The following is a 13,310-nucleotide window of genomic DNA, read 5'->3' on the forward strand; positions in this document are numbered from 1 at the left end:
AAGAAGCGAGGGTCTTTTTTCGTTGACTTGATTTATAAAAATCTCAGTATATGGACGGATTCACTAAAGTGGTGGACGGGTAATGAATAGTAACAACAAAATTGTAAAATTTTTCTGCAACCGAGGTACTCTTGACACCACGACTCGTGCACACTCACCCTCTATCTCCCCTCCGTGCCAGAGCGCTGTCGTCGGGACATTTTGTCACTGATGGACATACATCTTAGAGGAGGGGACCACCATGCGTAGCGCCACCAAACGGTTCACGGCATTCATCACGTTATTCGTTTTACTCATCGGCATGTGGGCACCAAACGTTCTTTATGCAAGCGACACGACGGAAACGAGCACGCTGTACGTCCAAGTCGATCTCACCGCTGAAGAGCAAGCGACACTAGACGAAGCTAGTCTTGTCTATGCCGATATTACGTATTATGGGGTTCGCGAGACCGCGGACGTCTGGCGTTTTATCATAGACGTTCAAGCAGTCGAGACGTCCTTGATTGATCAAGTCACGTTATATAACGAGGAAGGCGTACCGTACTCGTTTACGCCAGCATCGATTACAGCTGAGCTACCGATTGAAGAGCTACCGATTGAAGACCCAGCGCTCGAGGTGACAGAACCTGGTGTCACAGACGAGAGCAGTGAACCAGTGAGCGAAGTGACAGAACCGGCAACCGAGGCGCCGATGACCGAAGAAGTCGCGGCGGCGACGGTCGAACCAGTGGTCGAAATCGGACTTGAAGTCGGCAAAGAGGCGAACATCGACCAAGCCGTCGTCGGAGGGCGCATCCCTTATACGTTCGTCATCGAGAACACGGGCGATGCGACGTTGACGATCACGTCGATTGAAGACGAGTTTTTCAGCGGTGGGATTCAAGACGATGCCATCACTGCTTTCAACGAGGAAGTACGCAGCAAGCTGACGGGACTCATCGGTGACGATGGTCTCGCTTCCGGCGAACGCGTCGAAACGACTGTAATTCTCGATGTGCCGAGCGACTACGACCAAGTGATGCATCCTGAGGTTGGGAACATCTTCCGTGTTGCTGCGACTGATGAATCGGGGCGTATCGTCAACGCTGAAAGTCAGCAAATCGTTTTGCTCAACCGGCTCGATTTCACGGTCACGAAAGTCGCGAACCCGCAAACGGTCCATCCGGGCGAGACAATCCTCTATACGTACACGCTCACGAATACGTCGAACGTCACCCTTTACTTCGTCGACGTGGTGGAAGAGTGGACGAGCGGCGCTTTGACAGCGAAAGAACAACGCGAGACGACAGAGGTGCTCCGCGACGGGATGCGAGCGCTCGCTGAAGTCGAGAACGGATTGATTCCGGGCGAGGAAGTCGTGCTCGAACTAGAAAAAGTGTTACTGCCGTCATACGATGTTCGAGCCGGGGGGATTTTGACGAACCGGGTCACGTTCACGTTTGAAGTCAACGAGGCAGCTCGTGTCTCTCGGTCGGCGGAGACGACAGTCCACGTCAAACAAGCGATTCCGGAACGGGAAGACGACGAAGCGGTATACGTACCAGAACCGATTACGCCCGTGTCACCTGAGCAAGGCACATTGCCAATGACCGGCACGACCGAGACGTGGGGTACTGTGATCGGCCTCGTCTTGATTGTACTCGGCCTATTGTTCTTCACACACCGGCGCCGGCCGTCTTCAAAGACTTGAGCATACGTCCTTCGATGAGAGTCGAGGGACGTACTTTTGTGATTCTCGACTGATTCCGCTTCGACACTTTTTTCAACGGACGATTTTGTTATAATGGACGAAGTGTATAACGAATTGATTCGTCAAAGGAGTTTGGACATAGATGAAATGGAAACAAATAATAATCCCCGCCCTCGCCGCGACGGTATTTCTCGGTGGGTGTTCAATGAAAATTCCGATGGGGGAAGAAGAAGTGACGCCGACCGGGAACGAGACGACGTCAGAAGGTGTCACACAAGCGATTGAAGCGCGAGACTCGTATTACCAGATGGTGATTCCGTTCAAGCCGGCCGCAGCGCGCGGGCTCGCCCAACGCCAAGTCAGCTCATCGCTCGAACTAGAAGAAGTCGAGCTTGGTCTCATGCGCCATTCGACCGGCGCGTTCTCCCCTGAACAATACGTTTATCAAGAAGGGCAATTATTGACGGCTGAAGACGTCTCTCGTCTGCTCGGACGAAAAGATAAAACATCTGAAGGCCTGACACCGCTCAACCCGGCCTATGCGAACGGGACGGCAGAAGTCGCAGAGGACAAGTTCGTTGAAGAAAACAAGAAGTCGCCGCTCTATTTGGCGTCGCTCATCGAACAAAACTATATGACAAAGACGGATAACGGATATCAACTCGACGGTGTCTCGTTTGCTCTCATTTTGAACCGTGAGTACGTCTTCCAGGCCCCGAACTTCGGTCCGACGTACACGGAAAAGTTAGATGCAAAAAAAGTCATCGCAGAAGGGGAACGGATGGCAAATGAACTCGTCGCACAACTGCGGAAGCGTGAAGACTTTAAGGGTCTTGACATTAACGTCGCCCTATACATGAAGTCGGTGCAAGGGTCACCGACACCGGGCAATTACGTCAAATCAGCGTTCGTCGGGGAAGGTGCGGAAGTAGCCGCGTCTGATTGGAAAGCAATCGACGAGAAGTACTACTACTTCCCATCGAATACGGCGACGACCGAAGTGCGTGATGACGCACAGAAGTTTACGCTGTTTAGCGACCGAATCGCTGATGTCTTCCCTGACTTCAGCGGCATGATCGGTAAAGGATTCTATCAGAACGGTGACTTGTCACGCATCGAGATCGACATCCCAATCCAATTCTACAGCCGGGCCGAACTCGTCGGCTTCACGCAACACGTCGTCGGTTTGCTTGAGAACCGTTGGGAATACAATCGGAACGTCCCGGTCCGTATCAATGTCACCTCACTCGGCGGCACGCAAGAAGTGACGATCGTGTTCGAAGAAGGCATGGATACACCGAAAGTTTACTTTTAACAGATGAGGTGCTTCGTAATGAAACGAAGCGTCTCTTTTTTTCGTATGTATTGTAACGAGGAAAATCTTTGACCTTCTTTGACCAAATCGGTAGAATAGACTTAACAGAAACGGGAAAGAATAAGGTGAGGTGAATCGAGATGACGAAAAACTACTATGACGTGCTTGGCGTGTCGAAACAGGCATCCGACCAAGACATTAAGAAAGCTTATCGAAAACTAGCGAAACAATATCATCCGGATGTGAATAAAGAGCCGGGGGCACAGGATCAGTTCAAAGCAATCCAAGAAGCGTTCGATGTGTTGAGCGACCCCGACAAGAAAGCAAATTATGACCGTTACGGCAGTCCGGAAGGCCCGACGTTCGGTCAAGGGACGTATGACGGTGACGGATACGGGGAAGGTTCGGCGCAATTTGAAGACTTGTTCCGTCAGTTCGGTGGCGGATCACGCACGACGTCGCGGACGTTCGGATTCGACGACATGTTCGGAAGTTTCTTCAACCAAGCGGTAGAAGAAGATTTAGATGAGACGGTCCGGGTCAACGTGCCGCTCAGTCAGTTGACGAGTGATTCGAAAGTGAGTTTGCGCCTGCAAACGGGTACGGTCAACGTGAAGATTCCGCAAGGCGCCCATGAGGGCCAGAAACTTCGACTGAAAGGCAAGAGTAGCAAAGTCGGTCAATCAGGCGACCGGGGCGATGTGTACGTCGAACTCCATTTCACCGATGACGAAACGTATCGACGAGAAGGAGCGAACGTCATCACCGTCAAACGGTTGCGGCCACTTGCTTTCCTAGACGGTACCGAAGTCGTCGTCGCGACGCTCGACGGCGGCCGGGTCAAGCTGAAAGTCAAACCGGGTTCACGTCCGGGCCAACGGATGCGGATTCCGGGCCGCGGTTTCATGACTGCTTCAAAAGTCCGGTCCGACTTGTTCATCCAACTCGAGGTCGACTTACCGCTCGACGCCGCCCACCGATCTGTTTATGAACAACTAGAACGCTGAGCATAAGGAGGAAACAACATGGATTTCAATCGATTTACAGATAAAGCGCATGAAGGAATCGTCAGTTCGCAAGCACTTGCTAAACAGTATCATCATAGCGAGATGAATGAATGGCACGTCCTCGCCTCGATGATTTCGCAAGCTGACGGCATCATTCCACTGTTGTTGCAAAAGATGGAGTTGAACGTCGCGGAGATAGAAGCAGAAGTAGCAATGGCGCTCAAGAACGCACCGAAACTTCAAAATCCGACGACACCGATGATCTCGGCCTCGCTGCTTAACGTGTTGACGACGGCCGAGCGTGAAGCGACCGGTATGAGTGACGAGTACGTCTCGGTCGAACACGTCCTACTCGGAATTCTCCTCAACAAGAGCCAAGCGCAAGCGATGCTCGAGCGCAAAGGGGTGACCGAGGACAAATTGCGCGAAGCACTCGTCGCCGTGCGTGGCAACCGACGCATCACGTCGAAGTCACCGGAAGCGACGTACGACGTCTTGACGAAGTACGGCCGTGATTTGATTCAAGAAGTGAAGACCGGAAAAATCGACCCGGTCATCGGGCGCGACAGTGAGATTCGCCGCGTCATCCGCATCTTGAGCCGGAAAACGAAAAACAACCCGGTGCTCATTGGGGAGCCAGGGGTCGGGAAGACGGCGATCGTCGAAGGGCTTGCCCAGCGTATCGTCCGCGGTGACGTCCCGGAAAGCTTAAAAGACAAGACAATCTTCAGCCTCGACATGAGCTCGCTCGTCGCCGGTGCCAAATATCGAGGTGAGTTCGAGGAACGGTTACAAGCCGTCTTGAACGAAGTGAAAGAGGCGGAAGGGAAGATCATCCTCTTCATCGACGAGTTGCACACAATCGTCGGGGCTGGTAAATCGGAAGGCGCGATGGACGCGGGCAACATGCTCAAACCGATGCTCGCCCGCGGTGAACTTCACTGTATCGGCGCGACGACACTCGATGAGTATCGCCAATACATCGAAAAAGACCCGGCGCTCGAACGGCGCTTCCAGCAAGTGCTCGTCGATGAGCCGGACGTCGAAGACACGGTCTCGATTTTGCGCGGATTGAAAGAACGCTTTGAGATCCATCACGGCGTCCGCATTCATGACAACGCGCTCGTCGCGGCGGCTGTGCTGTCGAACCGCTACATCACCGACCGGTTCATGCCGGACAAGGCGATCGACCTTGTCGATGAATCGTGCGCGATGATCCGGACCGAGATGGAATCGATGCCGGCTGAACTCGACGAACTCGTGCGCCGCGTCATGCAACTTGAAATCGAAGAGGCCGCTTTGAAGAAAGAGAGCGACGAGGCCTCGAAAAAACGTCTCGACGTGCTCCAGCAAGAACTCGCCTCGACGCGTGAACAAGCGGATGCACTCCGCCTGCGCTGGGAGAACGAGAAAGAGTCGACACACCGCGTGCAGCACATCCGCGGGGACCTCGAGAAAGTGAAGCTCGAACTGCAAGAAGCCGAGAGCCGCTACGACTTGAACCGGGCTTCCGAGTTGAAGTACGGACGGATTCCAGAGCTCGAACGTGACCTCGCCGAAGCCGAACGTCTCGCTGGCTCGGTGACGCGTGAACTCGTCCGGGAAGAAGTGACGGAAGAAGAGATCGCCGAGGTCGTCTCGAAATGGACGGGTATCCCGGTGACGAAGTTGACAGAAGGTGAGCGCGACAAGTTGCTCAACCTCGAGACGGTGCTACATCAACGTGTCTTCGGACAAGATGAGGCAATCCGACTCGTCAGCGACGCTGTCATTCGGGCTCGGGCCGGCATTAAAGACCCGAACCGTCCGATCGGCTCGTTCCTGTTCCTTGGGCCGACCGGGGTCGGGAAGACCGAACTCGGGAAAGCGCTCGCCGAAGCGATGTTCGATTCTGAAGACCATATCGTCCGTCTCGACATGAGTGAGTACATGGAGAAACACGCCGTGTCGCGCCTCGTCGGGGCACCTCCAGGATACGTCGGCTACGAAGAGGGCGGTCAATTGACCGAAGCGGTGCGCCGCAGCCCGTACTCGGTGCTCTTGCTTGACGAAGTCGAGAAAGCGCACGCCGACGTGTTCAACATCTTGCTACAATTGCTCGATGACGGTCGCTTGACCGATTCACACGGTCGCGTCGTCGACTTTAAGAACACGATCGTCATCATGACTTCAAACATCGGGGCCGATATTTTACTCGAGGCCGCGAAAGACGGTATCATCGATGAAGAGGAAGAACGTCAAGTCATCGAGCGGCTCCGTCGCCACTTCCGGCCGGAGTTCTTGAACCGGGTCGATGAGACGATTTTGTTCCATCCGCTCACGCGCGCCCAAATCGGACAAATCGTCGAGAAAGCGGTCGCTCGGATGGGCAGCCGTTTGGCGGCACGCTCGATTCGGATCGAGATCTCGGACGCGGCGAAAGCGTTCATCGCCGACGAAGCGTACGAGCCACAGTTCGGCGCTCGTCCAATCAACCGTTACGTACAACGGACGATCGAGACGAAGCTCGCGCGCAGCATTCTCGCCGGTGACGTCGAGGATGGTCAGACCGTCATGATCGACGTCGAGAACGGAGAATTGACGCTCCGTCCGACGACGGTGGCGTACTAAACAATAAGGAGCACAGGCCGAGGCCTGTGCTCCTTATTTCGCGTGTTCAGGTTGATACGTACAATACGGTTCCTCTGCCTTATAGTCGCCGGTGACGGCGTAGGCACGGGCACGCGAGCCACCACATAAATAACGGTATTCGCAGTAGCCGCATTTGCCGCCGTGCGTGTCCGGGTCACGCAGCGTCTTGAACACCGGATGTTCCCGGTATATCTCGGCGAGCGGTGTCGTTTTGACGTTGCCGCAGTTGATCGGCAGGAAGCCGGACGGTTGGACATCACCGGTGTGAGAGATGAAGACGAAGCCGTTGCCGTCATTCGTCCCGCGTGGCGCTTTGGCGAGGTCGTCATGCGGATGACCGATCGGCGCGAGTCCTGCGTCTCTCCGTTTTTGATTTTCTTGCCGGGCGACCCGGCGATAGAACTGGGCCTCGGTCGTCGAGATGATGTATGGCACATGTTCTTGCAGCGCGAACGCCCAGCGCAGCACGTCCTCATGTCGTTCCGGGGAGATCGGTTGCAGGAGCGAGCCGCGGCCGGTCGGGACGAGGAAGAACAGCGTCCAGACCGAGACGCCGAGCTTACCGACGAGTTTCGCGATCTCTGGCAGTTGGTCGACGTTGTACTCGGTCACGGTCGTATTGATTTGGAACGACATGCCTTCCTCCCGGAAATAGGAGATGCCACGGATCGTCCGCTCGAAGCTGCCGCGTGTCCCCCGGAAATGATCGTGCGTTTTTGCGTCGGCACCGTCGAGTGAGAACGCCCAGCGTGTCAATCCGGCCGCTTTGGCCCGTCTGACCGCGTCATGAGTCACCCGTGGCGTCGCTGATGGGGTCATTGAGACGCGCATGCCGAGTGACGCCGCGTATTCAGTCAACTCGAACAAGTCTTCGCGCATGAGCGGGTCGCCGCCTGTGAAGACGAGAATCGGGTTGTCCATCGCGTAAATGTCACGAATGAGCGCCTTGCCTTGCGCCGTGTCTAATTCATCAGGGTAACGATGGTACTGCGCCTCGGCCCGGCAATGGACGCAAGACAAGGCGCACGCACGCGTCACTTCCCAGATGACGATGAACGGGTTCTCATTGTAATCAATCCGTTTCATGAGCGCACCACCTGCTTCGCCGTCATCGCCCGTGTGACGGCCTGTTTGGCGGAATCGACACAGTCGGGAAGCCCGACCCCGTGTAAGATCGCCCCGCACGCCTCGACGCCGTCGAGAGCGGCCAAGGCATGTTCGAACGCGTGCACATGTTGCTTATGGCCGACCTCGTACTGCGGCATCGTATCGACGTGGCGCTCGACTTTCGTGAAGAGCGGTGTCCCGACGTGTTGAATCTTGCGGAGCTCGTTTAACGCAAACTCGGCGATCGCTTGATCCGTTGCGGCTAATAAGCCGGGAACGTGATCGGAACCGATATAGACGCGCAAGAGCGCCTTACCTTTCGGTGCCATGTGGGGCCATTTCTTATGCATCCAACTGCAGGCGGTCAACGCATTGGCTTCCGCTTTGGCGATGACGTAACCTGTCCCGTCGAGTGCCGCCACATCTTTCTCGTCGAACGCAGCGAGGACGGTGATCGATGAGGTGCGCTTCAATTGAGATAATCGCTCCGCCTCGGGGACTCCGAGGATCGGACCGAGTGCATTCGGCGAAGTCGCTAAGATGATGCCGTCAAACTGTTCGATCGTACCGTCCTCGAGCTCGATCTCATGAGGGCGGACCGAGGCGACACGGGTGTCGGTGTAGAGGCGGTCGATCGACGGACGGAGCGCCTCGATGAGGATTCCGAGCCCGTTTTGTAACGATAAAAACTTCCCGGCCTCACGCGGTTTCACTCCGGCTTGTACAGGCGGCGTGAGTGCTTTCATGCCGAGAATCAAGCTGCGTGTTTTTTGTTCAATCGTGATAAACTGAGGGAAAGTAGACTCGATGCTCATATCTTGAAGCGTCCCGTTATAAATGCCTGATAGGAGCGGTTCGATCATCGATTCGACGACTTCAGAGCCGAGCCGGGTCCGGAAAAACGTGTCGAGCGAAATGTCTTCGCCCGCATAGACGCGGGGGAGCACCAAGTCCATCCCGGCCCGAGCCTTTCCACGCCACGTGAACAGGTCGGTCTTCACCATCGGCCAAAATTTCGTGGGGATGCCCATGACGGAACCCGCAGGCATTTGCCGTAACTTGTTGCGAACGTATATGTAAGACGTGCCGGTCTGTGAACGAACGAGCTGTTCATCAAGACCGAGTTTGGTGATGAGTTCGGTCAACGTCGGCTTTCTGGCCATATAACCGTCGGGACCGCATTCGAGTACAAATCCGTCCCGATAAACTGTCTTGATTTTCCCGCCGACCCGATCACTCGATTCGTAGAGTGTGACGTGTGCACCGGCCTGTTTCGCATAGTAGGCAGCGGCCATGCCGGTGATGCCGCCCCCGATAATCGCAATGTTGTTCAATCGATTCACCCATTTCTATATAGTCTTCGAACTAACCGTACCGAGAATATGGGTGTAGACATAGGATAAGTATCACACGGTTCTAGACGAAATTGTCACGGATGAAAGGGAGGGGCGACTATGGTTTGGTTCGGCATCACTGCTTCGATTGTCGTCGTGGGGATTGTCGCATTCATCGCCGCGATGAACCGACATGGAGAGAAGCTTGCCGGGGATGAGGAAAGCCCGCCGGTCATTTGGGCCGACGAGGACTGGTACAAGCCAGGATGGTCCAAAGATGACGGTCCCCCGGATGGCTAAGCTTGAGAAGATATGATAAGATGAGCCGGTTGTAAACTATCGGATATGGGGTGAGTTTGATGAACGTATTAGAACAGCAGTTGGCGCATTTGGTCGACGAGTGTCGTCCGTATACGGCTCAAGGGAAAGTGGCGGATTATATCCCTGAGCTCGCACATGTCAAGGATGACTTACTCGGCGTGGCGATTTGCCTGCCTGACGGTTCTTACATCCATGCGGGTGATGTCCATCATAAATTTACGATCCAAAGCGTCTCGAAAGCACTCGCGCTTTGTTACGTATTGATGGAGTTCGGTGAGGACTTCGTGTTCTCGAAAGTCGGGATGGAGCCGACGGGTGATGCGTTCAACTCGATCGCCAAGCTCGAAGAGACCGTGCCATCGAAACCACTCAATCCGATGATTAACGCCGGGGCGCTAGCCGTCACGAGCATGATATTAGGGGATACGGCGGAACTTAAGATTTATCAGTTCCGTCAATTTTTAGCGACATTGCTCGGCGTACCAGTCGAAGAAGTGACGTACAACGAAAAAGTCGCCCGCTCGGAATACGAGACGACCGACTTAAACCGGGCCTTGCTTTATTTCATGCGCCACCACGGCATCGTGGAAGGTGACGTCGATGAGATCATCGACGTCTATACGAAACAATGTGCCATCGAGATCGACTGTTTTGACTTGGCCCGCATCGGACGGGTGCTCGCGGGCAACGGGGAAGACCCGGTCACAGGCGAAGAGTTGATTCCGCGCCGGGTCGTCCGCATCGTCAAAGCGATTATGACGACGTGTGGCATGTATGACGCCTCCGGTGAGTTTGCGGTCCGTGTCGGTCTGCCAGGGAAGAGCGGGGTGTCGGGTGCGATTCTCGCGACCGGGAAGCACGAACTTGGACTGAGCGACGTCGGCTTCGGGATTTTCGGTCCTGCGCTCGACTCAAAAGGCAATTCGATTGCTGGTATGAAGCTACTCGAACTGCTCGTCGAACGCTACACGTCACGCTAGAGCTTGATGGCGTCGACAGAAGCGTCAAGTTGCTCGTGCAGTGTGTCAATGAGTCGTTCATACGCCGAAACGTATTCTGTTGGCGGTGAAAAATCGGTCCAGCGCAGCAGCAATTGATGACGGTCGTTCATCTCACCAAGCTCGGTTTGGAGCCGTTTTAACTTTTGGACCTGGTCTTTTGAGGCCTTTTCTTCGTAGTTTAACAAGTACTCGTGCAAGTAGCGTTCACGCTTCACGGCGAGCCGGACTTTATGGAGTGTCTCAAGCCGGTCATGCTTTGATGTGGCGTGGTGGTGGGACTCGACGCGGCGTTTCCGCTCCGATTTTGCCTTATCGAGAAACGCTGAGGCGTCTTGCTTCTTTAACGAGCGATACAATTGACCGCCGATGAAGCGGCGCACTTGTTGGTCGAGCGACGGCGTCATCTTTTCGGTGACGCGCGAATTTAATATCGTCCGGTCTTTGGCGCGGTTCGCTTCCATGTGATCGGCAAACGCCTGCTCGAGCCCGGTCTCGATTGCGAGTCCTTGGAGCAACACGTCCCCGTCACGGACCGCACCGAGCGCTTCCATTAGCTGTTTCAATTGCCGATATGTGGAAGGTTTCGTATCGTACAGTTGCATGAACGTCAGCAACTTGCGCAAATGGACCCGGGCTTGGTGTACGTCTTCTGTGTTATGAAAGGTGAGCGCTTCGGTCATATAATGATTGAACGTATTCCATGTTTCCAATAGTTCATACTTTAGCTTCTCTGCATTCCGTTGATTCATCCGAATTTGTTCCTTTCTGAAATGAGATGAGGGTTGTCCATGTATCAAACGCATTCACTTAACGAAAAAATAAAATTATTCTTCACGATTTTCTTTCCAATTTTAGTCACGCAAGTGTCATTTTACTTAATCAGCTTCTTCGATACGGTCATGTCAGGCCGAGCCGGAGCCGTCGACTTAGCTGGCGTCGGTGTCGGCTCGAGTCTATGGATGCCGGTCTATACGGGACTGAGCGGGATTCTGCTTGCTGTCGCACCGATTGTCGCTCAGGCGCTCGGGGCCCGTAATATCCAACATATCCAACGGACGCTGTATCAAGGCGTTTACTTAGCGATCGGACTGAGCATCGCGACGCTCGTCCTCGGTGCGTTCCTCGTTCCGGCCGCAGTGGACGGGATGGGGCTAAGTGAGGAAGGAAAACGGATCGCCAAAGGCTATTTGCTCGCGCTCGGATTCGGCGTCTTGCCGATGTTCTTGTTCAACGTGCTCCGGACGCTCATGGATTCACTCGGAAAAACCCGAATTTCCATGTTGCTTATACTATTAGGGTTACCCATTAACGTCGGGTTAAACTACATCTTCATTTTCGGGAAGCTCGGACTTCCTGCTTATGGGGGCATCGGGGCCGGCATCGCTTCTGCGATCACGTATTGGCTTCTCTTCTTCATGGCGTTCGCGTTCGTCCGGAGCGGGAAACCGTTCCTTGAGTATCGGTTCCTGCGTGCTCCGGATCGTTTAGCATGGCCGCGCCAAAAAGAGCTGCTCAAGCTCGGGACGCCGATCGGCCTCGCCATCTTTGCCGAGGTCAGCATCTTTGCGGCCGTGACCTTACTCCTTAGCGAGTACGGGGACAATATCGTCGCTGCCCACCAAGCGGCGATCAACTTTGCCTCGTTCGTCTATATGTTGCCGTTGTCCGCTTCGAGCGCTTTGACGATCGTCGTCGGCTATGAACTCGGTGCCCGTCGGCTTCAAGACGCGGTGCGCTATGCTAAGATTGGAATCGCGCTCTGTCTGGCCGTGTCATCATTTTCAGGCGCCTTGTTGTTCTGGCAGAATGAACGTGTCGCCGCCATTTATACGAATGACGCCGCTGTCGTTGAGCTTGCGGCCCACTTCATGATCTTTGCGGTCTTCTTCCAATTATCTGACGCTGTCGCCGCCCCGATTCAAGGCATCTTGCGCGGTTTCAAAGACGTCAACGTGACGCTCGTGTTGTCGCTCATCGCCTACTGGGTGATCGGACTGCCGCTCGGCTACTTACTCACGGAACGGTTTGGCTTCGGTCCCGATGGTTATTGGATTGGGCTCATCGTCGGACTTGCCGCCGGGGCAGTGCTCTTGTTCATGCGCCTCGTCCATATCGTCAAACGATACAATACAAAATCAGCTGTCGAAGAGACAACGTGACAAAATAAGGTTGGATGCCGGTTCGTGAACTGAACCCCGAATGAAGGACACTTGAAATAAGTGACCCATTCGGGGTTTTTCGTATGCGCACGAATCGCTATAATGAACCTATTCATTCAGACGGGAGAAACAACCATGAGTAAAATCATCTTCAATATCCATCAAATTGATCAGCTTGAGTCGAACCCGAACGTCTCGTCGGTTTCAGAACGCTCGATCCAATACACCGGTGAATTCAAAATAAAGGCCGTGCTTGAAAACATGGACGGCAAGGGACCCCGACAGATCTTCACGGAGGCTGGATTCGACCTGACGGTAATTGGGAACAAGAAGGCGAAGTCCGCGTTGGAACGATGGCGCCGAACATATCGAAAAGATGGAGAAGACGGTCTCCTGAACGACAAACGTGGAAAGGCTCCGGGAGGCGGACGCCCGAAAGCAGACGAGTCGATGGAGAGACGGTTAGCGAAGGCAGAGGCACGAATCAAATACCTGACGGCAGAGAATGAACTCTTAAAAAAGCTAGAGAAGTTAGAAGGGCAGGCGAAACATACGAACTGACACCAGCAGAGAAGTATCAGGCCATCAACACCGTCATCCGCATCGCACAGCTGAAGAACCTCGTCCGCCCACTATGTGAGATCGCCGGCGTGAGCCGGAGTGGCTATTACGCCTGGTTGAACCGTGCCGAGGCGGAGTCCCTCCGGGAAGAGCGTGATTACCTAGACGCGACACTCCTCAAGCG

At 54.5% G+C, this 13,310-nt stretch carries 11 protein-coding genes; 8 read left to right on the top strand and 3 right to left on the bottom strand.

What is annotated here, in order from left to right; genetic code table 11:
- Nucleotides 1-241 precede the first annotated feature (241 nt).
- From EVJ22_RS14735 to clpB, 4 genes are all read left to right on the top strand, one after another.
- The gene (locus EVJ22_RS14735) at nt 242-1,690 is read left to right on the top strand and encodes an LPXTG cell wall anchor domain-containing protein (RefSeq protein WP_131444212.1); all 1,449 of its coding nucleotides are present in this window, start codon (nt 242-244) and stop codon (nt 1,688-1,690) included.
- A gap of 205 nt (nt 1,691-1,895) precedes the next feature.
- Nucleotides 1,896-3,005 (top strand): CamS family sex pheromone protein, encoded by a 1,110-nt coding sequence (locus EVJ22_RS14740; RefSeq protein WP_233589738.1) that lies wholly within the window; start codon nt 1,896-1,898, stop codon nt 3,003-3,005.
- Between the two features lie 140 nt (nt 3,006-3,145).
- Entirely contained in the window at nt 3,146-4,012 is an 867-nt protein-coding gene (locus EVJ22_RS14745) for a DnaJ C-terminal domain-containing protein (RefSeq protein WP_071399065.1), read from the top strand.
- 18 nt (nt 4,013-4,030) lie between these two features.
- The gene (gene clpB, locus EVJ22_RS14750; RefSeq protein WP_131444213.1) at nt 4,031-6,622 is read left to right on the top strand and encodes an ATP-dependent chaperone ClpB; all 2,592 of its coding nucleotides are present in this window, start codon (nt 4,031-4,033) and stop codon (nt 6,620-6,622) included.
- A gap of 33 nt (nt 6,623-6,655) precedes the next feature.
- On the opposite strand, the gene EVJ22_RS14755 is transcribed toward clpB, so the two are convergent.
- Both EVJ22_RS14755 and hemG read right to left on the bottom strand, forming a co-directional pair.
- Nucleotides 6,656-7,729, bottom strand: coding sequence for a TIGR04053 family radical SAM/SPASM domain-containing protein (locus EVJ22_RS14755; RefSeq protein ID WP_131444214.1), 1,074 nt, complete (start codon nt 7,727-7,729; stop codon nt 6,656-6,658).
- The gene (gene hemG / locus EVJ22_RS14760; RefSeq protein ID WP_131444215.1) at nt 7,726-9,093 is read right to left on the bottom strand and encodes a protoporphyrinogen oxidase; all 1,368 of its coding nucleotides are present in this window, start codon (nt 9,091-9,093) and stop codon (nt 7,726-7,728) included. Before hemG ends, EVJ22_RS14755 begins: the two co-directional genes overlap by 4 nt.
- A gap of 111 nt (nt 9,094-9,204) precedes the next feature.
- On the opposite strand from hemG, the gene EVJ22_RS14765 reads away from it, so the two are divergent.
- Both EVJ22_RS14765 and glsA read left to right on the top strand, forming a co-directional pair.
- The gene (locus EVJ22_RS14765; RefSeq protein WP_131441186.1) at nt 9,205-9,384 is read left to right on the top strand and encodes a hypothetical protein; all 180 of its coding nucleotides are present in this window, start codon (nt 9,205-9,207) and stop codon (nt 9,382-9,384) included.
- Nucleotides 9,385-9,443: 59 nt separating this feature from the next.
- A complete protein-coding gene (glsA, locus tag EVJ22_RS14770) occupies nt 9,444-10,385 on the top strand; it encodes a glutaminase A (RefSeq protein WP_035386199.1) in 942 nt (313 codons plus the stop codon).
- Here glsA and EVJ22_RS14775 read toward each other — a convergent pair.
- Complete coding sequence (locus EVJ22_RS14775) at nt 10,382-11,155, bottom strand: CHAD domain-containing protein (RefSeq protein WP_071399069.1); 774 nt, start codon at nt 11,153-11,155, stop codon at nt 10,382-10,384. The two genes, glsA and EVJ22_RS14775, sit on opposite strands and share 4 nt — an antisense overlap.
- A gap of 39 nt (nt 11,156-11,194) precedes the next feature.
- On the opposite strand from EVJ22_RS14775, the gene EVJ22_RS14780 reads away from it, so the two are divergent.
- Both EVJ22_RS14780 and EVJ22_RS14785 read left to right on the top strand, forming a co-directional pair.
- Nucleotides 11,195-12,565: an MATE family efflux transporter gene (locus EVJ22_RS14780; protein WP_071399070.1), complete on the top strand. Its 1,371-nt coding sequence runs from the start codon at nt 11,195-11,197 to the stop codon at nt 12,563-12,565.
- A gap of 135 nt (nt 12,566-12,700) precedes the next feature.
- Nucleotides 12,701-13,126, top strand: a complete 426-nt coding sequence (locus tag EVJ22_RS14785) for an HTH domain-containing protein (RefSeq protein WP_131444216.1) — start codon at nt 12,701-12,703, stop codon at nt 13,124-13,126.
- Nucleotides 13,127-13,310: the final 184 nt, after the last annotated feature.

Source organism: Exiguobacterium sp. SH0S7, assembly GCF_004337195.1.
Lineage (GTDB): Bacteria > Bacillota > Bacilli > Exiguobacteriales > Exiguobacteriaceae > Exiguobacterium > Exiguobacterium aurantiacum_A.